Consider the following 21,782-nt stretch of genomic DNA (forward strand, 5'->3'; position numbering starts at 1 on the left):
ACCAATGGAATTCCTCACCGGTCTGTGGACCTACGTCATCCCCTTCCTGGTCGTCCTGACCGTGCTCGTGTTCGTTCACGAACTCGGGCACTACTGGGTCGCCCGCCGCAACGGCGTGCGCATCGAGACCTTCTCGATCGGGTTCGGTCCGGAGCTGTTCGGCCGCACGGATCGCGCGGGCACCCGGTGGAAGTTCAGCGCGATCCCGCTCGGCGGCTACGTCAAGATGTTCGGCGACGCCGACGCGGCCAGCACGCCCAGCGGCGCGGTCCGGACCATGACCCCGCAGGAGCGCGAGGTTTCCTTCTTCCACAAGCGCCTGGGCCAGCGCGCCGCGATCGTGGCGGCCGGCCCGATCGCCAACTTCCTGTTCGCCATCATCGGCCTGACGCTGCTGTTCTCGCTCTACGGGCAGCCCTACACGCCGCCGGACATCGGCACGGTGCAGGAGCAGAGCGCCGCCGCCCGCGCGGGCATCCTGCCGGGCGACGTCATCGTGGAGATCGACGGCCAGCCGATCGAGCGTTTCGAGGAGGTCCAGCAGATCGTCCGGTTCAACCAGGGAACCCCCCTGGCGCTGGTGGTCGAACGCGACGGCAGCCGGTTGCCCCTGACGGTCACGCCCGAGATCACCCAGATCACGGACCGGATGGGCAACACCCATTCCATCGGCCTGCTGGGGATCGGCCGGGCCGGCATGGAGTACCGCAGGCACGATCCCCTGACGGCCCTCTGGCAGGCCGGCCGGGAAACCGTCAATCTGACCGTGGGCACCCTGGGCGCCGTCGGCCAGATGATCTCCGGCTCGCGCGGGACCGAGGAACTGGGCGGCCCGCTGCGCATCGCGCAGATGTCCGGCGAGGTCGCGCAGAGCGGCGTCGTGGCGCTGGTCTGGTTCATGGCGATCCTCTCGGTCAATCTCGGCCTCATCAACCTTTTTCCCATCCCGATGTTGGACGGCGGCCACTTGTTGTTCTATGCCGTCGAGGCGATCCGTGGTAAGCCGCTCGGCGACAGGGCTCAGGAATATGGCTTTCGGATTGGTTTGGCCCTGGTGCTCACCTTGATGGTCTTCGCGACCTGGAACGATCTGGTGCACCTGCGTGTGGTCGACTTCTTCCGTGACCTGATTTCCTGACGGGATAGGAAGTTATTGGGGGTTTCAGTTGGGGCTGAACAGGTTTTTGGCAGCCTGCGTGCTGGCTGCGTGCACGACGACGGCTACGTCGACCATCGCACTGGCCCAGGGACTGCCGACCACGGTGGCGCAGGCCAATTTTTCCGGCGGCACCATTTCGGACATCCGGGTGGAAGGCACCCAGCGAATCGAGCCGACGACGGTACGGTCGTATCTGGTGGTCAGGCCCGGAGATCCCTTCAGCCCGTCGCGGATCGACGATTCGCTGAAGGCCCTGTTCGCCACCGGCCTGTTCGCGGACGTGACCCTGCGGCGCGAGGGAAATACCCTCGTGGTCAACGTGGTCGAGAACCCGATCATCAACCGGATCGCCTTCGAGGGTAACCAGCGGATCGAGGACGCCGACCTGGAGCGCGAAGTCCAGCTTCGGCCCCGCGTCGTCTACACGCGGACGCGCGTTCAGAACGATGTCCAGCGCCTGCTCGAGATCTATCGGCGCAGCGGTCGATTCGCCGCGACGGTCGAGCCGAAGGTCATCCAGTTGGACCAGAACCGCGTCGACCTGGTGTTCGAGATCGACGAGGGCGCCCGCACCGGCGTTCGCCGGATCAACTTCATCGGCAACGAGATGTTCAGCGACAGCCGGCTGCGGGAGGAGATCCAGACCCGCGAGTCGCGCTGGTACCGGTTCCTGACCACCGACGACACCTACGATCCCGACCGTCTGACCTTCGACCGCGATCGGCTGCGCCGCTTCTACCTGTCGCGCGGCTATGCGGATTTCCGGGTCGTCTCGGCGGTCGCCGAGCTGACGCCCGACCGCGACGGCTTCTTCATCACCTTCACGGTGGAGGAGGGCGAGCGCTACAAGTTCGGCAAGGTCGGCCTGGAAACCGAGCTGCGCGACCTCGACGCCGAAAGCCTGCGCGACCGGCTCACCACCGAGGAAGGCGACTGGTACAACGCCGAGGAGGTCGAGACCTCGATCGCCAACCTGACCAATGCCGTCGGCGATCTGCAGTATGCCTTCGTGGACATCCAGCCGCGGATCGTCCGCAACCGCGAGACCCGGACGATCGACGTCGTCTACGAGATCGGCGAAGGCCCGCGCGTCTTCGTCGACCGGATCGATATCACCGGCAACGTCCGGACCCTGGACCGGGTGATCCGGCGCGAAATGCTGCTGGTCGAGGGCGATCCGTTCAACACGTCGAAGCTGAGGCGGTCCGAGCGCCGCATCCGCGACCTCGGGTTCTTCGAACGGGTCAACATCTCGACGGCGGAAGGCGTCCAGCCCGACCGGTCCGTCATCCAGGTCGACGTCCAGGAGCAGTCGACCGGCGAGATCGAGATCGGCGCCGGCTTCTCCACGATCGACGGTCCCCTCGCCAATTTCGGTATCCGGGAGCGCAACCTGCTCGGTCGCGGCCAGGACCTGCGGTTCGCCGCGACCGTGTCCGGGCGGACGCAGGAATTCGACCTCAGCTTCACCGAGCCCTATTTCCTGGAGCGCGACCTTGCGGCGGGCATCGACCTGTTCCGGATCACCCGCGACAACCAGGATGAAAGCTCCTACGACGAGGCCAATACCGGCATCGGCTTCAGGCTGGGATATCCGCTGACCGAACGCCTGCGCCAGCGGCTGAACTATACCCTGCAGCAGACGGAGATCGAGAACGTCGCGGCCGACGCCTCCCGCTTCATCCGGGAGCAGCAGGGAAGCCGCATCGTCTCGCTGGTTGGTCAGGAACTGCTGTACGACGCGCGCGACAGCCGGATCAACCCGACCGACGGCTACTTCATCCGCCTCAACAACGAGGTCGCGGGCCTGGGCGGCGACGCGCAGTTCTCGCGCAACCGGCTGGGCGCCGGCGTCTATTTCCCGGTCACCGAAGGAACGGTCCTCAGCTTCCTGGGCGAGGTCGGGTTCATCGTCGGCATCGGCGAGGACGTGGCGATTTCCGATCGCTTCTTCATCGGCGGCGACAGCCTGCGCGGCTTCGCTCCGGCCGGTATCGGCCCGCGCGAACTGGTCAGCGACGACAGCCTGGGCGGCAACCGGTTCGCCCGCGGCAGCGTCGAGCTGGCCTTCCCGATCGGATTGCCGGACGAGTTCGGCGTGACCGGCCATACCTTCAGCGACTTCGGCACCTTGGGCGACGTCGACGCGACGGCTCAGAACGCGAACGAGCGTCTGGTCGATGACGACGCGATCCGGCTTTCCGTCGGCGCCGGCATCTCCTGGCGGTCGCCCCTCGGCCCCATCCGCGTCGATCTGGCCTTCCCGATCCTGAAGGAGGACTACGACAAGAGAGAGGAGTTCCGCTTCAGCTTCGGCACCAGGTTCTAGCCATGAAGCGTGGTGCGGGCCCCATCAGGAGGCTTCTGATCGCCGCCGGCCTCGGCTTGGCCATCGTGGCCGGCCAGCCGGGCGGGGCGGCTGCCCAGCAGCTGCCCGCGACGGCGGTGGCCGTGGTCGATGTCCAGCAGATCATGCAAGTGTCGGCGGCGGCGCAAAGCATCCAGAAGCAGCTCGACGCCCAGCGCCAGACGTACCAGAAGGAAATCTCGAAGCAGGAGGAGAACCTGCGCGCGGCGGAACAGGAACTGGGCCGCCAGCGCTCCAACCTGGCTCCGGAAGCCTTCGAGCAGAAGCGGCGGGAATTCGAACAGCAGGTCGCCGATGTCCAGCGCTCGGTGCAGAACCGGAAGCGCGTCCTGGATCAGGCGTTCAATGAGTCCATGAAGAAACTCCACGAGACGATGCTGGAGGTGGTCGCCGAGGTCGCCGGCGAGCAGAAGGCCAGCCTTGTGCTCGCCAAGCAGCAGGTCGTGATCGCCGAGAAGTCGCTTGACCTGACCGGCTCGGTGCTCGACCGTCTTAACAAGAAGCTGCCGTCGGTGGCGGTCACCGTACCCAAGAGTTGACTTGACCTACCGCCCGGATTTGGGAACAAGCAGCCGATCGGAACCCAACGAAGAACGGAGCCATGCCGGACCCTCGCTTTTTTACCGCCGCAGGCCCCTTCACCCTCGAACGGCTGGCAGGCATCGCCGGCGCTGAACTGGCGCCCGGAGCCGATCCCGCCGCCGAGTTCACCGATGTCGCTCCGCTGGATACCGCCGGCCCTGGGGACGTCAGCTTCCTGGACAACAAGAAGTATGTCGGGGCCTTCGAGGCGAGCCGCGCCGGCGCCTGCATCGTCCACCCCGACTTGGTTTCGAAGGCTCCGCCCGGCATGGCATTGCTGGTGACGCCGAAGCCGTACCGGGGCTATGCCCTGGTCGCGCAGGCCTTCTATCCGGTGCCGGCCCCGAAGCCCGGAATCTCGCCCCAGGCCGTCGTCGACCCGACAGCCGCGATCGGGGAGGGGACGGAAGTCGGTCCGGGCGCGGTCATCGGTGCCGGGGTCCGCATCGGCGCACGCTGCCGGATCGCGCCGAACGCCGTGATCGGCGACCGGGTGGAGATCGGCGACGACACCACCATCGGAGCCTGCGCGTCGCTGAGCCACTGCCTCATCGGGAGCCGGGTCAACATCTATCCGGGCGCCCGGATCGGCACCGACGGCTTCGGCTTCGCGATGGATCCCGCGGGTTATGTCCGGGTGCCGCAGCTTGGCCGGGTCATCGTCGAGGACGACGTGGAAATCGGGACCAACTCGACCATCGACCGGGGAGCCGGGCCCGACACGGTGATCGGGCGCGGGTCGATGATTGATAATCTGGTCCAGATCGGGCACAACGTGGCCATGGGGCCGGGGTGCGTGATCGTCGCGCAATCCGGAATCTCGGGCAGCACGCAGCTTGGTCATCACGTGGTTCTGGCGGCGCAGGCCGGTCTGGCCGGACACCTCAAGGTCGGTGCTGGCGCGCGGATCGCCGCGAAGGCCGGCGTGATGCGTGACATTCCACCCGGTGGCGAGGTTGGAGGAGTCCCGTCGGTTCCCATGAAGCAATGGTTGCGTCAGGTCGCGGTGCTGGCGAACCTGACCCGCGGGAAATCTACCCGCCGCAAGGAAGAATGACATGGAAGTAACCTCCGCCAATCAGGCGACCGACCATCCGGGCAGCGAAGAGCAGAGCGGCATCGACATCGATATCCTGCGAGTCATGGAGATGATTCCGCACCGCTATCCCATGTTGATGATCGACCGCGTCACCAATGTCGTGGCCAATGTCAGCGCCGTGGGGGTCAAGAACGTCACGATCAACGAGCATTTCTTCCAGGGCCATTTCCCGCAACGGCCGGTGATGCCGGGCGTCCTGATCGTCGAGGCGATGGCGCAGACCGCCGGGGTGCTGGTGGTGCATACGCTTGGAGCGGACGCCGAGGGCAAGCTCGTCTATTTCATGTCGATCGACGATGCGCGCTTCCGCAAGCCGGTCACCCCGGGCGACACCGTCCACATCCATGTGACCAAGCTGCAGCACCGCCGCAACGTTTGGAAGTTCAAGGGCGAGGCCAAGGTGAACGGCGTCCTCTGTTCGGAGGCGACCTTCGCCGCGATGATCCTGGATGAGTGAGCGACCCCCTGCCATGACTGAAAGCATCCATCCAACGGCGATCGTCGATCCGGCGGCCCGCATCGGTTCGTCCGTGGTGATCGGCCCCTTCTGCGTGGTCGGTGCCGACGTCGTGCTGGAGGATGGTGTCCGCCTGCATTCCCACGTGGTCGTCGAAGGGCGGACGAGGGTCGGCCCCGGCACCCAGATCTTTCCTTTCGCGTCGATCGGACACGCTCCCCAGGACCTGAAGTTCCACGGCGAGCCGTCGGAACTGATCATCGGCGCCAACAACCGCATCCGTGAGCATGTCACCATGAACCCCGGTACCGAAGGCGGCGGGATGGTGACCCGGGTCGGGGACAACTGCCTGTTCATGATGGCGTCGCATGTCGCCCATGACTGCATCATCGGCAACAACGTGATCCTGGCCAACAACGCGACCCTGGGCGGCCACGTCACGGTGGGCGACCACGCGATCCTGGGTGGCCTGTCGGCGGTCCACCAGTTCGTCCGGATCGGTGCCCACGCCATGATCGGCGGCATGTCCGGCGTCGAGCAGGACGTCATTCCGTTCGGGCTCGTGATGGGCGAGCGCGCCCGGCTGAACGGCCTCAACCTCGTCGGCCTGCAACGCCGGGGCTTCGGCAAGGACGATATCCGCGCCCTGAGGGCGGCCTACAAGCTGCTGTTCGCCGCGGAGAAGACGCTGGCCGAGCGGGTCGAACAGGTCGGCGCCGAATTCGGCGAACAGCCCGTCGTCGGGGATATCCTGTCCTTCATCCGCGCCGAAGCCTCGCGCCCGATTTGCCAGCCCCGCGCGGAGAATGCCTCCTAAACTCGGCATCATCGCCGGGGGCGGCGACCTGCCGCTCCGGCTGGTCGAGGCCTGCCGTTCCGCCGGGCGCGAGGTGTTCGTGCTGGGGTTGGAAGGGCATGCCGACCGTGAGGGCGGAAAGCTGCCGGTCGACCGCTGGTCGCGGCTCGGCGCCGCGGGCGCCATGCTCGATGCCCTGCGCGAAGCGGGCGTCCGCGACATCGTCCTGGCCGGCCGGGTGCGCCGACCCAGCCTGGCCGAGCTGAAGCCGGACTGGCGGGCCGCCCGCCTGTTCGCCCGCATCGGTGCCCGCGCCCTGGGCGACGACGGGCTGCTGAGAGCGGTGACCAGCGAGCTGGAAACCGAAGGATTCCGTGTCGTGGCGACACAGGACGTCCTCCGCGACCTGCTGACACCCGCCGGGAACCTGGGGGCGCTCGCTCCGGACGCGCAGGCGGAAGTCGACATCGCCCGCGGAGTCGAGGTCATCCGCGCGCTGGGACACCTGGATGTCGGGCAGGCGGTGATCGTGCAGCAGGGGATCGTCCTGGGCGTCGAGGCGGTCGAGGGCACGGACGCCCTGATCGACCGCTGCGGAAGCCTGCGCCGAGAGGGACCCGGCGGCGTGCTCGTAAAGATGAGCAAGCCCGGGCAGGATACCCGCTTCGACCTTCCCACCGTCGGAGCCGTCACCGTCGAGCGCTGTGCTGCGGCGGGACTGCGCGGGATCGCCGTTGAAGCCGGAAAGAGCATCATGCTGGACCGCGAAACCATCGCCGAGACGGCCGACGCGCGTGGCCTGTTCATCGTCGGCCTGGAAGTGCCGCAGTGACGGAGCAGGGACCTTTGGTCTTCCTGATCGCCGGGGAACCGTCGGGCGATCTCCTGGGCGCGCGGCTGATGACCGCCCTGAAGCGCCGTGCCGGAGGGCCCGTCCGGTTCGCCGGCGTCGGCGGGGAGCGCATGATCGCCGAGGGGCTCGACACCTTGTTCCCGCTCCATGAGCTGTCGCTGATGGGCATCGCGGAACTGGTGCCGAAGCTGCCCAACCTGGTCCGGCGGCTGGCCCAGACCGCGGCGGAGATCCGCCGCCTCCGGCCAGACGTCGTCGTCACGATCGACGCTCCCGACTTCTGCTTCCGCATCGCGAGGCGGTTGAAGGGGCAGGGCATCCCGTTCGTGCATTACGTGGCTCCCAGCGTCTGGGCTTGGCGGCCCAAGCGGGCGCGGAAGGTCGCCCGGGTGCTGGACCATCTGCTGGCGCTGCTTCCTTTCGAGCCGCCCTATTTCGAGCGGGAGGGCCTGCCCTGCACCTTCGTGGGCCACCCCATCGTCGAGGGGGGAGCCGCGTCGGGCGACGGCGTCCGGTTCCGCGCCGCCCACGGCATCGCGCCGACGGACCGCCTGCTGACGGTATTGCCGGGCAGCCGGCGAAGCGAGATCAGCCGGCTCCTGCCGGACTTCCGGGAGACGATCGGGCGCCTGGCGCCGCGCTATCCGGATCTGGTGGTCGCCGTCCCGACGGTTCCGCATGTGCGTGATAGCGTCGCTTCGGAGATATCCTCCTGGCCGGTGCGGACGATCCTCGTGGAGGGGGACCAAGACAAGTACGACGCCTTCGCGGCTTCGGAGGCGGCCCTGGCTGCTTCGGGCACGGTGGCGCTGGAACTGGCTCTGGCCCGCCTGCCGGCGGTGATCGCCTACCGAATGCATCCCGTGACCATCGGGCTGTACCGCCGCTTCATCCGCGTCAAGTACGCGAACCTCGTCAACATCATGCTGGACCGCATGCTGGTGCCGGAGCTGCTCCAGGAGAACTGCACCCCGGAGAAGCTCGATGCCGCCATCACGAAGCTGCTCGACGATCCCGCGGCCCGGCGGGAACAGCAGGAAGGCGTTGCCGAGGTGGCACGGTGGCTGGGGCTTGGCGGCCCACCGCCCAGTGAACGCGCCGCCGACGTGGTTCTCGCGGTCGTGAGGGGGCGGAACGGGGCGGTATGACGTTAATTGGAAGGTCAGAAAAAAGGAGGGAGATCCATGGCCAAGTTCCGCATGCTCCACACGATGCTCCGGGTCTACGACCTGGAGAAGTCGATCGATTTCTACACCCGACTGCTCGGCATGAAGCTGCTGCGGCGCAACGATTACGAAGGCGGACGGTTCACCCTGGCTTTCGTCGGTTACGGCGATGAGTCGGACCATACGGTCCTGGAACTCACCCACAACTGGGACCAGAAGGAACCCTATGATCTCGGCAGCGCCTACGGCCATATCGCCATCGGGGTGCCGGACATCTACGCCACCTGCAAGGAACTCGAGGCGGAAGGGGTGAAGATCCCGCGTCCGCCCGGCCCGATGAAGCACGGCACGACGGTCATCGCCTTCATCGAGGACCCGGACGGCTACAAGGTCGAGCTGATCGAGCGGAGCTGACACGAAAAAGGCGCCCCTTCCCGCACGGGGAGGGGCGCCCTTTCGTCGGGCCTGCCGGACAGGACGGGAAGCCTGATCGTTACTGCCGCAGCAGGTACCAAAGCATCCCGCCGACCGCGGCGATCAGCAGGACCAGCTTGGCCAGGCGGATCAGCCGGAGGCGCATCGGCGGCCGGTTGTCGTTCGCCGGTGTGCCGAGATGCCGCGTTCCCCGTATCGTCGCGATCGCGACAGGGGGCTTCCGGGCGGATCCGTCGGAACCGCCCGAGCCGAAATGAGGCGTGGTTCGCCGGTTAGCCACGCTCGTTCAGCGGAACGAACTGCCGGTGCGTCGCACCGGTATAGAGCTGACGCGGACGGCCGATCTTCTGCCCCGGATCCTCGATCATTTCCTTCCACTGGGCGATCCAGCCGACGGTGCGGGCGACGGCGAACAACACGGTGAACATGCTGGTCGGGAAGCCCATGGCCTTCAGGATGATGCCCGAATAGAAGTCGACGTTCGGGTAGAGCTTCTTCTCGATGAAGTAGTCGTCCTCGAGCGCGATGCGCTCCAGCTCCATCGCGATGTCGAGCAGCGGATCGTTCTTGATGCCGAGCTCGCCCAGCACCTCGTGGCAGGTCTTGCGCATGACCTGCGCGCGCGGGTCGAAGTTCTTGTAGACCCGGTGGCCGAAGCCCATCAGGCGGAAGCTGTCGTTCTTATCCTTGGCGCGCTTGATGAACTCGGGGATGCGGTCCTTGTCGCCGATCTCCTGCAGCATCTTCAGCACGGCCTCGTTGGCACCGCCATGGGCGGGACCCCACAGGGACGCGATGCCGGCGGCGATGCAGGCGAACGGGTTGGCGCCCGACGAGCCGGCAAGCCGGACGGTCGAGGTCGAGGCGTTCTGCTCGTGGTCGGCGTGCAGGATGAAGATCCGGTCCATCGCGCGGGACAGGATCGGGTTGACCTTGAAGGTCTCGCACGGCACGCCGAAGGTCATGTACAGGAAGTTCTCGGCATAGCTGAGATCGTTCCGCGGATACATGAAGGGCTGGCCGACCGAGTACTTGTAGGCCATGGCCGCCATGGTCGGCAGCTTGGCGATCAGCCGATGGGAGGCGATCATCCGCTGGTGCGGATCCTCGATGTCGGTGCTGTCGTGATAGAAGGACGACAGGGCGCCGGTCACGCCGCACAGGACCGCCATCGGGTGGGCGTCGCGGCGGAAGCCGCGCAGGAAGTAGTTGATCTGCTCATGGACCATCGTGTGGTAGGTGATGGTCTTGTCGAAGGTGGCGAGTTGGTCGGGCGATGGCAGCTCGCCGTGGAGCAGCAGATAGCAGACTTCCAGGAAATTGCAGTTTTCGGCCAGATCCTCGATGGCATAGCCGCGGTGCAGCAGAATCCCCTCATCGCCGTCGATGTAGGTGATCTTGGATTCGCAACTGCCGGTCGAGGTGAAGCCCGGATCGTAGGTGAAATATCCGGTTTCGGCATAAAGTTTGCGAATATCGATCACTTCCGGACCGGTCGTGCCTTCAAGTACCGGAAAATTATAGGATTTCCCGGTGCTGTTATCAGTCAGCGTAACCGTTTTCTGGCTCATCTCGGCACTTCCTTGTGATTGCGGCCTCGGATTTCCCCGGACCGTCTCATATCAGGAGAGAATAATGCTGCAAAGCGGTCTTGGCAACGCAGCGCGTCGGCCCTAGCGCGGCTGCGCAACATCAGCAATGCGCGCGAGGGTTTCGGTTTTCCCTAATAACTCTGCAACCTCGAAAATGGGTGGGGAAATTGTCGAGCCCGACAACGCCGCCCTGAGCGGCTGCGCCACCTTGCCCAGCTTCAGACCCCGGTTCTCCGCGAATTCCCTTACTTTCGTCTCTATATCGGTCGAATTCCAAGCGTCGAATGGCCGCAACTCATCGGCCAGATCGGCGAGCAGGGTGGCTCCGTCCCCGGCCACCAGGTCGGCCGCCTTTCCCGTCACGGCGATCGGCCTGTCTGCAACGTAGAATTGTGCGGACTCGGCGAGTTCAACAAGCGTCTTGGCGCGTTGCTTAAGGCCCGGCATGGCCCGCGTCAACAGGTCGCGGCCCGAAGTCCCGATCGTCCTGCCAAGCCTGGTCTCGATGATCGGCGTGATCAGCCCGGTCAGGCGGTCGTCATCGGCCAGCCGCATGTAATGGGCGTTGAGGTTGTCCAGCTTGGCGAAGTCGAACCGGGACGGCGACCGCCCGATCCCGCCGAGGTCGAACCACTCGATAGCCTGCTCCGTCGAGATGATCTCGTCGTCGCCATGCCCCCATCCGAGGCGGAGCAGGTAGTTGCGCACCGCCTCGGGCAGGTAGCCCATGTCCCTGTAGGCGTCAACGCCCAGGGCGCCGTGACGTTTCGACAGTTTCGCGCCGTCAGCCCCATGGATGAGAGGGATATGCGCGAATTCGGGCAGGTCCCACCCCATGGCACGGTAGATCTGCACCTGACGGAAGGTGTTGGTCAGGTGGTCGTCGCCACGGATCACGTGGGTCACGTTCATGTCGTGGTCGTCCACCACGACCGACAGCATGTAGGTCGGCGTGCCGTCGGCCCGCAGCAGGACCATGTCGTCGAGCTGCGCATTCTGCACCCGCACCTCGCCCTGGACATGGTCCTGGACGACGGTCTCGCCCTCCTGCGGCGCCTTCAGCCGGACCACCGGGGCGACCCCGGCGGGAGCTTCGGACGGATCGCGGTCACGCCAGCGGCCGTCGTATCGCATCGGCTGGCCCGCCGCCTTCTGTGCCGCGCGCATGGCCTCCAGCTCTTCCTGGCTGGCGTAGCAGCGATACGCATGACCGGCCTCCAGCATCCGATGGGCCACCTCTGCATGGCGGTCCCGCCGCTCGAACTGCGAGACGGCTTCGCCGTTCCAGTCGAGTTCCAGCCATTTCAATCCGTCGAGGATCGCCTCGACCGCCGCGTCCGTGGAGCGGGCGCGATCGGTATCCTCGATGCGCAACAGGAAGGTGCCGCCGTGGTGGCGGGCGAACAGCCAATTGAAGAGGGCCGTACGCGCCCCGCCGATATGGAGAAACCCGGTGGGCGAGGGCGCAAAACGCGTGACGACGGACATCGTAACCGCAATTCCGATCTGCACTGACAAAATGGTAACGGCTGACATAGCACATAGGTGCCCGACATGCACCCCAACCGGCGGGACGATGGTAAGGCTTGCTCTGCACGCGCTCGCCGGCTGCCTGGCGGCGGAGCGGGAACGCTGGATCCTCTGGGCGCCGGTCGGCATCGGGACCGGAGTCGCCGGCTATTTCGCGCTGCCCGCCGAGCCTCCGGAATGGACCGGCCCGGCCGCCGCGCTGGTCCTCGTCGCGGCGGCCGTCCTGGCGCGGCGCCGCGTGGTGGCGCCTCTCGCCTGCCTGGCGGTCCTGACGGTGGTGCTGGGCTTCACCGCCGCCCAGGTCCGGACGGCGACGGTGGCGGCTCCCTTCCTGGCGCGGGAAATCGGACCGGTGCCGCTGACCGGCCGGGTGATCGCCATCGACCGGCTGGAGAAGGGCGGCCGGGTCCTGCTGGGCGACTTGTCGATCCCGCGGGTGGAGCCCGGGGCGACGCCCCGCCTGGTGCGCGTGCGGCTGCGCGATGCCGCCCAGTTGCCGGCGCCGGGCGAGCGGGTTCGCATCCTTGCCGTGGTCGGCCCGCCCGGAGTCCCGGTGGCGCCGGGAGCCTACGACTTCGCCAGGACGGCCTTCTTCGCCGGAATCGGCGGGGTCGGCTACGCGGTCGGGCGCGTGGAACGGGTGGAGCCGGTACCGGCCGGGCGCTGGGCGGACCTGATGGCCCGGACCGAGCGCGTGCGTCTCGCCATGGCCCTGCGCATCGACGAGGCGGTGGGCGGCGCGGAGGGCGGGGTGATCGCGGCCCTGATGACCGGCCAGCAGACCGCCATTCCCGAGCAGGTGATGGAGGATTTCCGCGGTTCCGGCCTTGCCCACCTGCTGTCGATTTCCGGCCTTCACGTCGGGTTGGTCGCCGGCCTCGTGTTCTTCGCGGTCCGAGCCCTCCTGGCGCTGGTCGAGTCGGTCGCGCTGAACCGGCCGATCAAGAAGATCGCCGCCGTCGCCGCCATGGCGGCCGCGTTCTGCTACATGCTGGTGGTCGGTTCGCCGGTCCCGACCGAGCGCTCGGTCCTGATGACGGGGCTTGCGCTGGCCGCCATCCTGATGGACCGCAACCCGTTCAGCATGCGCCTGATCGCCTTCGCGGCGACGGTCCTCATGCTGAAGGAGCCGGAAAGCCTGCTCGGCGCCAGCTTCCAGATGTCCTTCGGCGCCGTCGTGGCCCTGATCGCGGCCTATGAGGTGATCAGCCCCCGGTGGGCCCGGATGCGGCGGGAGACGGGGCCGGTCGGACGCGCGGCGCTCCACATCGCCGGCATCGCCCTGACGTCGGTGATCGCGAGCCTCGCCACCACGCCCTTCTCGATGTTTCATTTCCAGCAGGTGCAGTACTACGGCGTGCTCGCCAACATGGTCGCCGTGCCGGTCACCTCGTTCTGGGTGATGCCACTCTGCCTGGTGGTCTACCTGGCGATGCCGTTCGGTCTCGAACAGCTGCCGCTGACGGGCATGGGCTGGGGCGTCACCGTGATCATCGAGACCGCGCGGGTCACGGCCGGTCTGCCGGGCGCGTCCCAGCTGGTCGCGGCCATGCCCGGCTTCGCACTTCCCGTCATGGCGTGCGGCGGTCTGTGGCTCGCCCTTTGGCGGCAATGGTGGCGCCTGCTCGGAATTCCGCCGATCGCCGCCGGTCTCCTGACGCTGGCCCTGGACGACCGGCCCGACATCATGGTCGACGAGGCCGGCAAGCTGATGGCGGTGCGCGACGCGTCCGGCGCGCTCGCGCTGTCGTCGCGAAACGCCGGCCGTTTCGCGGCCGAGGTCTGGCTCCGCCGCGACGGGGCGCTTCAGGCCGGCGTCTGGCCGCAGCAGGGCACAGGCGCCGGCGGCATGCTGACCTGCGACAGGTCCGGCTGCCTCTACCGTGCCAAGGGCCACACCGTGGCGCTGGCAAGGTCCAGGCAAATGCTGGCGGAGGACTGCGCGGTGGCCGACATCGTGATTTCCGCCGATCCGGCGCCTCGCGGCTGCGCCGCCGGACTGGTGATCGACCTCTGGAGGCTGCGTCGCGACGGCGCCCACGCGATCCGTCTGGCACCGGGGTCCGTACGGGTCGATACGGTGGCCGCCGATCGCGGACGGCGTCCCTGGACCGGCACCGACGGATTACCGCAAGAAGGCCGCGAGCGGTGACGGTACGGCGAACTACCCCTTTCGGGCGCTGGCTTGAGGGGGCCTTTCGGGTGTTTACACCTCTGACACGATGTTCAGAGGTGAATTATGCGTAAGCTCGTCCTTTCGATCTTCCTGTCCGGATCCCTGCTGGCCACGGCCGGCTGCGCGGACGGGATCGGCACGAAGCAGGGCGTGGGTACCCTGGGCGGCGCGGCGGCGGGCGGATTGGCCGGCTCGCAGTTCGGCAAGGGCAAGGGGCAGCTGGCGATGACCGCGGGCGGCGTCCTTCTCGGCGCGTTGCTCGGCGGCGAGGTCGGGAAGTCGCTCGACCGGGCGGACCAGGCCTATGCGACCCAGGCGGCCAACCGGGCCTATGATGCGCCCGTGGGCGAGACCATCCAGTGGCAGAACCCGGAGAGCGGCAACTACGGGACGGTTACTCCGATCCGCGAAGGCCGCAACACGCAGACGGGCCAGTATTGCCGGGAGTTCAACCAGACGATCTATGTCGGCGGACGCGCGGAGCAGGCAACCGGCCGTGCCTGCCAGCAGCAGGACGGCACCTGGCAGATCGTCCCCTGACGCTGCCGGGCATCCGGGAGCGGAGGAACCGCCGGGGAGGGGACTCCATGAGAAATCCGATCGCGGCGATCACCGTCATGGCACTGGTCGCCGGATGCACGCCCTACGCCGGCGTCGGCTATGGCACCGGCTACAAAGGCTTCAACGTGGGAACCGGGGTCAGTCTCTCCCCCGGTCTCCTGTCCGGCGGCGCCCTCGGGCTCGGCTCGGGAACCAAGCAGACCTTCGGGACGCTGGGCGGCGCGGCATTGGGCGGCTTCGCCGGGTCCCGCATCGGCGGCGGGACCGGCAGGCTGGCGGCGGTCGGTGCCGGCACGCTGCTGGGCGCCTTTCTCGGCTCCGGCATCGGCGGATCGCTGGACCGGGCCGACGAGGCCTACGCCCGCCAGGCGGCGGCGCACGCCTATTCGGCGCCGATCGGGATGCCGGTCCAGTGGAGCAATCCCCAGACCGGGAACATGGGCGCCATCCGGACCACGCGGGACGGGTGGTCTACCTCGGGCGCCTATTGCCGGGAGTTCCAGCAGCAGGTGGTCGTCGGCGGCAGGGTGCAGTCGGCTTTCGGGCAGGCCTGCCAGCAGCCGGACGGGACCTGGAGAATCGTCGGCTGATGCGGATATAGCCGTATGCTTTCGTTGTCGCGGCCGGCCCGAAATCCGATAATCGGCTTCCGGGAGCGAAACGCGAAAGAGCCGACATGCCGGCATATCGTATACTCATAGCCGACGACCATCCGCTGATGCGGGCGGCTCTCCGGCACGCCGTCGCCCAGTCCCTGCCGGACGCCGCCCTGATCGAGGCCGGGAACTTCGACCAGGTGATGGACATCGTCGGCAGCCGGCGTGACGCCATCGACCTGATTCTGCTCGACCTGCACATGCCGGGCATGAACGGCTTCATCGGCCTGTTCCTTCTGCGCGGCGAACATCCGGCGATCCCGGTGATCGTCGTCTCCGCGCTGGAGGACGGGATGACCATCCAGCGCTCGCTGGAATACGGCGCATCGGGCTTCGTTCCGAAATCGGCGCCGATCGAGACGATCTCCGAGGCGCTGCACGCCGTCCTGGAAGGCGGCGACTGGTTTCCCGCGATCGAGGGGGAAGCCCCGCCCGAACCGGTTCCCGATTCGGACTTCGCGGAACGCATCGCCTCCCTGACGCCGCAGCAGCTCCGCGTCCTCTCGGGGATCACGGCGGGCAAGCTGAACAAGCAGATCGCCTTCGAACTCGCCGTATCCGAGGCGACCGTGAAGGCCCACGTGACCGTCATCCTGCGCAAGCTGGGCCTGCACAGCCGCACGCAGGTGATCATCGCCGCCGGGCGCCTCGTGGTCGAGGCTCCCCGCGAGGAGTCCGCGACCGGGCGGATCTCGCCGGCTTGACGGGATCGCCGGTCGCAAGGGGCGGACTACTCCGCGGCCTGGCGGGCGCGTGCGACCAGCTGCGCCACGAGGGCCCGCAAGGCGCCGGGGCGGAGCGGTTTGCGGGCCAGCGCGATGCCCCGGGCGGCAACCTCTTCCTGGACCGCGTGACCGTGGTCGGCGGTGATCAGGGCGGCCGGAACGGACGTTCCCAGGTGCTTCTCCAGTTCGCTCAGCGCCTCGAGCCCGGTCGAGCCGAAATCGAGGTGGTAATCGGTCAGGATGGCGTCGGGAATCCGCCCGTCCAGCGCCGCCAGCGCGCTCCCGGCGTCGGCGGCGGTCACCACGCGGCAGCCCCAGCCCTCCAGAAGCGTCGCCATGCCGCGCGACACGGCGGGGTCGTTGTCGATGCACAGGACGAGCGCCGCGCCGAAATCCCGGCTGGGTCGCCGGGAAGGCTGGCGCCGCAGGATCACGGCGGCGGCGGCGTAGGGCACTTCGATCGCGAAGCAGCTTCCGCGGCCGCGCTCTGACCGGACCGTCACCTTTTGGCCCAGGATGCCGGCCAGGCGCTCGACGATGCTCAAGCCCAGCCCCAGCCCCTTGCCGCGTTCCGCCGGGACGTCGTCGAGCTGCCGGAACTCCACGAAGATATCCTTCAGCTTGTCGTCGGGAATGCCGACGCCGGTGTCCCATACCTCGATCCGCAATCCGCCGCGCTTCCGGCGGCAGCCGAGCAGGACCCGGCCGGACCCGGTATAGCGGATCGCGTTCGCCAGGAAATTCTGCAGGATACGGCGGAGAAGGGCTGGATCGCTGCTCACCGCCGCGGTCGAGGCGACCATGCGAAGACCCAGCCCGTGCCGCGCGGCGAGCACGGTGAACTCGTCGCGGAGCGGACCCAGCACGTCGTCGATCCGGAAATCGACCGTCTTGGCGGTCACGACGCCGGAATCCAGTTTGGAGACGTCAAGCAATTCGCCGAGCAGTTCCTCCACCGACCGCAGGGACGCGTCGACCTGGCCGATCAGCGGATCGGCGTCCCGCTCCGCCAGGGCCGAAAGGAACAGGCGTGCCGCGTGGAGAGGCTGCATCAGGTCGTGACCGGCCGCCGCCAGGAAGCGGGTCTTGCTCCGGTTGGCCCGTTCGGCCTCGGCCTTGGCCGCGGCAAGGTCGGAGGTGCGCTCCTCGATCCGCCGCTCCAGCCCCTCGTTCGCCTCCCGCAGCGCGGCGGCTGTCCGGTGGCGCTCGGTCACGTCGGTGCAGGTCATCACGAAGCCGCCGTTCGGCATCGGATCCGCCGCCACCTCCAGGACGGTGCCGTCGGGCTGCCGCCGCTCGAACCGGCCGGAGCGCACAAGCCCGCTTCCCATGATCTCGGACAGCGGCATGTCGGCCTTCAGCAGACCCTCGGGCAGTCCGTTCAGGGCGACGAACCGCCGGTTCCAGGTCATCACCCTGTCGTCGTGATCGACGACGCAGACACCCTGGTGGATGTTCTCCAGCGTCGCGCGCAGCAGGTCATGCTTGGCGAGGATCGCCCGGGAAGCCTCGTCCAGCATCGACCGCGCGTCGAGCGGGGACAGACGGCCGCCCTTCAGCATGCCGGCGACGACGATGCGGGCGGAGGCCGACCCCAGGGCTCCTGCCAGCAGGTGCTCGGTGAGCCGCACCGCTTCGGCATCGGCCTTGTCGAGCCATCCGGTCCGGCCGGCGAAGACGGCGTCGGCCCTCTCGGTGCCGACATAGCGGGCCGCCAGGGCATGCAGATCGGCCACGCGGGTCATGCCCCGGACCGCGCCGGACCTGCCGTCGGACCGCATCGCGACGAACCGTTCCGCCTGCTGACGCTCGACGTCGCGCTGCGGAACCAGGAACGACAGGACGATGTAGCAGGCCAGGTTCAGTCCGAGGCTCCACAGGACCGAATGGGTCAGCGGATCGGGGCCGGGCATGCCCAGCAGGGCGCGGGGATTCAGCCAGCCCACGCCCAACGGTCCTTCCACCAGCAGGGCAGCGTCCATCCACCCGGCATCCGCCAAGGACGGCAGCAGGGCGGTATAGGTCCAGACCGAGAAACCCGCGGCGATGCCGCCGATGGCCCCGGCGCGGTTGCCGCGCCGCCAGACCAATCCGCCGAACAGGGCCGGTGCGAACTGGGCCACGGCGGCGAACGAGACGAGGCCGATGGTGGTCAGCGGGTATGCGGCGCCGATCAGCCGGTGGAAGCCATACGCGAGCGCCAGGATGCCGACCACGGCGGACCGCCGGATGAGCAGCAGCATGCGCGCCGGATCGTCGCGCCACGCGGCGGCGCCCGGCCGCAGGCGGAGCAGGGCGGGAACGACCACGTCGTTGCAGACCATGGTGCTGAGCGTCACCGCGGCGACGATGATCATTCCGGTCCCGGCCGACAGTCCGCCGACGAAGGCGATCAGGGCGACGGTCGGCCAGCCCTCGGCCATCGGGATCGACACCATGAAGGTGTCGGCGCTGACGGTGCCGTCCGGGAACAGCAGGACGCCGGCCAGCGCCACGGGCATCACGAACAGGTTGATCACGACGAGATAGAGCGGGAACAGCCTGGATGCGGCCCTTACGTCGTCGACATGGACGTTCTCCACCACCGCCACGTGGAACTGGCGGGGCAGGCACAGGATCGCGAAGGCGGAAAGCAGCGTCATGGTCCACCAGCTCCAGCGCCCCAGGTCCGGCACGAGCATCCCGCGCAGGTCGGGATGGGCCGAGACCCTCTCCCAAAGGGCACCGGGGCCGCCCATGATCGCGAAGGTGACCACCCCGCCGACGATCAGGAAAGCCGCCAGCTTCACCACCGATTCGAAGGCGACCGCCAGCACGAGGCCGCGATGGTGTTCGTTGGCGTGGATGTGCCGCACGCCGAACAGGATCGAGAACACCGCCATCGCCGCGGTCACCAGCATCACGGTGTCGGTCGAGATCAGGCGGTCGCCGGCGTCCGCCCCGGTCAGAGCCTCGAAGCTGATCGTGATGGCCTTCAGCTGGAGCGCCAGATAGGGCATCACGCCGACCACCGCCGTGACGGTGACCAGCGCCGCGACGGTCTGGCTCTTGCCGTAGCGCGCCGCCAGGAAGTCGGAGATCGAGACGACGTTCTCCGCCTTGGCGATGCGGACCATGCGCGCAAGCACCCGCGAGCCGAGGCCCAGCATCAGGATCGGGCCGAGATATATGGGCAGGAAATCGAAGCCGCTGACGCTGGCCCGGCCGACCGACCCGTAGAAGGTCCACGACGTGCAATAGACCGCCAGGCTCAGGGAGTAGAGGATCGGCGCCCTGGGAGCGCCCCGGCCGGCCGTGGACCAGCGGTCGCCCTGCCAAGCGACGGCGAACAACACGCAGAGGGTCCCGAGCGACACGAGCGCAACGATCCAGGTCTCCATCACCCCCTACCCGCACAATAATTTCGACCCCCTAGACCAAGGTCGGGGCTCCCAACGACCGGGCTCTAGTATTAAAGCTTGTTCACGATGAGGGCGGCCACGAAAAACAGCCTTCCGAGGAGACCCCAAATGCGACAAGAATTGACGCACAAGATCAGAAATAATCCCAAATTCGCCGAGTTAACCCAAAAGCGCACAAAGTTCGGTTGGCAACTGTCCATCCTGATGCTGGCGCTCTACTACGGCTTCATCCTGATCGTTGCCTTTTTCCCCTCCCTGCTCGGCGTTCCGGTCTATGGCGTGATCACGCTGGGCATTCCCTTCGGCATCGTGATCATCCTCGCGGCGTTCCTGCTGACCGGCATCTACGTGCGCCGCGCCAACAGCGAATTCGACGAGCTGAACCGGCAGATCATCGAGGAGAGCAGGCAATGAGAACGACCTCGCGGGGAAGCATCGCGTCGGGTGCCCTGGCGACCCTTGGCGCCGCCTCCATCCTGACCGCTGCCGGCTCGGCCTTCGCCGCCGACGCGATCAGCGGCGCCGTCCAGCAGCAGGCGACCAACTGGACCGCCATCGTCATGTTCCTGATCTTCGTGGCGGGGACGCTGGGGATCACCTACTGGGCCGCGTCCAAGACCAAGTCGGCCAAGGACTTCTACGCCGCCGGCGGCGGCATCACCGGTTTCCAGAACGGCCTGGCGATCGCCGGCGACTACATGTCGGCCGCCTCGTTCCTCGGCATCTCGGCGCTGGTCTACACCTCGGGCTTCGACGGGCTGATCTACTCGATCGGCTTCCTGGTCGGCTGGCCGATCATCCTGTTCCTGATCGCGGAGCAGTTGCGCAACCTCGGCAAATACACCTTCGCCGACGTCGCCTCCTACCGCCTGCGGCAGACCCCGATCCGCACCCTGGCGGCCTCCGGCTCGCTGGTCGTCGTGGCGCTCTACCTGATCGCCCAGATGGTCGGCGCCGGCAAGCTCATCCAGCTCCTGTTCGGCCTGCAATACGTGTATGCGGTGGTCCTGGTCGGTATCCTGATGATCCTGTACGTCACCTTCGGCGGCATGCTCGCCACCACCTGGGTGCAGATCATCAAGGCGGTCCTGCTGCTATCCGGCGCGTCCTTCATGGCGATCATGGTGCTGGTCAACTACAACTTCAACGTCGGCGCCCTGTTCCAGGCGGCCGTGGACATGCATCCGAAGCATGTCGCGATCATGCAGCCGGGTACCCTGGTGAGCGATCCGGTCTCGGCGATCTCGCTGGGCATCGCGCTGATGTTCGGGACCGCCGGCCTGCCGCACATCCTGATGCGCTTCTTCACCGTCGCCGACGCCAAGGAGGCCCGCAAGTCGGTCTTCTACGCCACCGGCTTCATCGGCTACTTCTACATCCTGACCTTCATCATCGGCTTCGGCGCCATCGTCCTGCTGATGAACAACCCGGAATTCTTCCGGCCCGGCCCCGACGGCACGGTGAACCCGATCACCAACATGATCGGCGGCACCAACATGGCGGCCATCCACCTGGCCCGCGCGGTCGGCGGCGACCTGTTCCTCGGCTTCATCTCGGCCGTCGCCTTCGCGACCATCCTGGCGGTGGTGTCGGGCCTGACGCTGGCCGGCGCGTCCGCCGTGTCGCACGACCTCTACGCCTCGGTGTTCCGCCGCGGCCGGGTCAACGAGCAGCAGGAGATCCGGGTTTCCAAGATCGCCACCGTCTGCCTCGGCATCCTGGCGATCATCCTGGGCATCGCGTTCGAGCAGCAGAACATCGCCTTCATGGTGGGTCTCGCCTTCGCCATCGCCGCCTCGGCCAACTTCCCGATCATCTTCCTGTCGATGTTCTGGAGCAAGCTGACCACCCGCGGCGCCCTGATCGGCGGTTTCATGGGCCTGATCAGCGCCACCGTGATGGTGATCCTCGGGCCGACCGTGTGGGAAAGCGTGCTCGCCCACCCCAAGGGCAGCGCTCCCTTCCCCTACGACAACCCGGCGATCTTCTCGGTCACCCTGGCCTTCTTCGGATCCTGGCTGTTCTCGGTACTGGACAAGAGCCAGAACGCGGCCGACGAGGAGCGGGCCTTCGAAGCCCAGTACATCCGCTCCCAGACCGGCATCGGCGCGGAAGGAGCATCGGCCCACTGAGCTTCAACCATCGGGCCTTGGAAGGGCGTTCGACAGGCCCTTCCGACCCACCATCCTCGACGCCCCGGGAAGATATCTTCCCGGGGCGTTCCCT

The 21,782-nt window shown here is 67.3% G+C and carries 19 protein-coding genes; 15 read left to right on the forward strand and 4 right to left on the reverse strand.

What is annotated here, in order from left to right; translation table 11 throughout:
• Positions 1-4: 4 nt before the first annotated feature.
• The 9 genes from rseP to gloA all read left to right on the forward strand — a co-directional run bounded on the left by rseP (position 5) and on the right by gloA (position 8,894).
• Positions 5-1,138, forward strand: coding sequence for an RIP metalloprotease RseP (gene rseP / locus JL101_RS10750; RefSeq protein ID WP_203098985.1), 1,134 nt, complete (start codon positions 5-7; stop codon positions 1,136-1,138).
• 58 nt (positions 1,139-1,196) lie between these two features.
• Positions 1,197-3,488, forward strand: coding sequence for an outer membrane protein assembly factor BamA (bamA, locus tag JL101_RS10755; RefSeq protein WP_228435400.1), 2,292 nt, complete (start codon positions 1,197-1,199; stop codon positions 3,486-3,488).
• 2 nt (positions 3,489-3,490) lie between these two features.
• Positions 3,491-4,066 carry an OmpH family outer membrane protein gene (locus JL101_RS10760; RefSeq protein ID WP_203098983.1) on the forward strand — a complete coding sequence of 192 codons (576 nt, stop codon included), beginning with the start codon at positions 3,491-3,493 and terminating at the stop codon, positions 4,064-4,066.
• Between the two features lie 62 nt (positions 4,067-4,128).
• Positions 4,129-5,166 (forward strand): UDP-3-O-(3-hydroxymyristoyl)glucosamine N-acyltransferase, encoded by a 1,038-nt coding sequence (gene lpxD / locus JL101_RS10765; protein ID WP_203098982.1) that lies wholly within the window; start codon positions 4,129-4,131, stop codon positions 5,164-5,166.
• A 1-nt stretch (position 5,167) separates the two neighbouring features.
• Positions 5,168-5,665 (forward strand): 3-hydroxyacyl-ACP dehydratase FabZ, encoded by a 498-nt coding sequence (gene fabZ / locus JL101_RS10770; RefSeq protein ID WP_203098981.1) that lies wholly within the window; start codon positions 5,168-5,170, stop codon positions 5,663-5,665.
• 13 nt (positions 5,666-5,678) lie between these two features.
• Positions 5,679-6,482, forward strand: a complete 804-nt coding sequence (gene lpxA, locus JL101_RS10775) for an acyl-ACP--UDP-N-acetylglucosamine O-acyltransferase (protein WP_203098980.1) — start codon at positions 5,679-5,681, stop codon at positions 6,480-6,482.
• Complete coding sequence (locus JL101_RS10780) at positions 6,472-7,293, forward strand: LpxI family protein (RefSeq protein WP_203098979.1); 822 nt, start codon at positions 6,472-6,474, stop codon at positions 7,291-7,293. Before lpxA ends, JL101_RS10780 begins: the two co-directional genes overlap by 11 nt.
• On the forward strand, positions 7,290-8,462 hold the full coding sequence (gene lpxB / locus JL101_RS10785) for a lipid-A-disaccharide synthase (protein WP_203098978.1): 1,173 nt from the start codon (positions 7,290-7,292) through the stop codon (positions 8,460-8,462). Before JL101_RS10780 ends, lpxB begins: the two co-directional genes overlap by 4 nt.
• Before the next feature lie 36 nt (positions 8,463-8,498).
• On the forward strand, positions 8,499-8,894 hold the full coding sequence (gloA, locus tag JL101_RS10790) for a lactoylglutathione lyase (RefSeq protein WP_203098977.1): 396 nt from the start codon (positions 8,499-8,501) through the stop codon (positions 8,892-8,894).
• Between the two features lie 79 nt (positions 8,895-8,973).
• Here the strand turns inward: gloA and JL101_RS10795 are convergent, their stop codons facing one another.
• The 3 genes from JL101_RS10795 to gltX form a co-directional block, all read right to left on the reverse strand.
• Complete coding sequence (locus tag JL101_RS10795) at positions 8,974-9,195, reverse strand: hypothetical protein (protein ID WP_203098976.1); 222 nt, start codon at positions 9,193-9,195, stop codon at positions 8,974-8,976.
• Entirely contained in the window at positions 9,188-10,486 is a 1,299-nt protein-coding gene (gene gltA / locus JL101_RS10800) for a citrate synthase (protein WP_203098975.1), read from the reverse strand. Before gltA ends, JL101_RS10795 begins: the two co-directional genes overlap by 8 nt.
• A gap of 102 nt (positions 10,487-10,588) precedes the next feature.
• Positions 10,589-11,995, reverse strand: coding sequence for a glutamate--tRNA ligase (gene gltX / locus JL101_RS10805; RefSeq protein WP_203098974.1), 1,407 nt, complete (start codon positions 11,993-11,995; stop codon positions 10,589-10,591).
• Positions 11,996-12,083: 88 nt separating this feature from the next.
• Here gltX and JL101_RS10810 point away from each other — a divergent pair, with 88 nt between their 5' ends.
• The 4 genes from JL101_RS10810 to JL101_RS10825 all read left to right on the forward strand — a co-directional run bounded on the left by JL101_RS10810 (position 12,084) and on the right by JL101_RS10825 (position 16,134).
• Positions 12,084-14,189, forward strand: coding sequence for a ComEC/Rec2 family competence protein (locus JL101_RS10810; RefSeq protein ID WP_203098973.1), 2,106 nt, complete (start codon positions 12,084-12,086; stop codon positions 14,187-14,189).
• Between the two features lie 87 nt (positions 14,190-14,276).
• Positions 14,277-14,753, forward strand: coding sequence for an RT0821/Lpp0805 family surface protein (locus JL101_RS10815; protein ID WP_203098972.1), 477 nt, complete (start codon positions 14,277-14,279; stop codon positions 14,751-14,753).
• Between the two features lie 47 nt (positions 14,754-14,800).
• Complete coding sequence (locus tag JL101_RS10820) at positions 14,801-15,364, forward strand: RT0821/Lpp0805 family surface protein (protein ID WP_228435401.1); 564 nt, start codon at positions 14,801-14,803, stop codon at positions 15,362-15,364.
• 86 nt (positions 15,365-15,450) lie between these two features.
• Positions 15,451-16,134 (forward strand): response regulator transcription factor, encoded by a 684-nt coding sequence (locus JL101_RS10825; protein ID WP_203098971.1) that lies wholly within the window; start codon positions 15,451-15,453, stop codon positions 16,132-16,134.
• 26 nt (positions 16,135-16,160) lie between these two features.
• On the opposite strand, the gene JL101_RS10830 is transcribed toward JL101_RS10825, so the two are convergent.
• Positions 16,161-19,535 carry a PAS domain-containing hybrid sensor histidine kinase/response regulator gene (locus JL101_RS10830; RefSeq protein WP_203098970.1) on the reverse strand — a complete coding sequence of 1,125 codons (3,375 nt, stop codon included), beginning with the start codon at positions 19,533-19,535 and terminating at the stop codon, positions 16,161-16,163.
• Positions 19,536-19,664: 129 nt separating this feature from the next.
• Between JL101_RS10830 and JL101_RS10835 the strand changes: the two genes are divergently transcribed.
• A complete protein-coding gene (locus tag JL101_RS10835) occupies positions 19,665-19,970 on the forward strand; it encodes a DUF485 domain-containing protein (RefSeq protein WP_203098969.1) in 306 nt (101 codons plus the stop codon).
• Positions 19,967-21,688, forward strand: coding sequence for a cation acetate symporter (locus tag JL101_RS10840; protein ID WP_203098968.1), 1,722 nt, complete (start codon positions 19,967-19,969; stop codon positions 21,686-21,688). The genes JL101_RS10835 and JL101_RS10840 overlap by 4 nt, the downstream gene beginning before the upstream one ends.
• The last annotated feature ends 94 nt before the right edge of the window (positions 21,689-21,782 follow it).

This window comes from Skermanella rosea, from assembly GCF_016806835.2.
In the GTDB taxonomy this organism is placed as follows: Bacteria; Pseudomonadota; Alphaproteobacteria; order Azospirillales; family Azospirillaceae; genus Skermanella; species Skermanella rosea.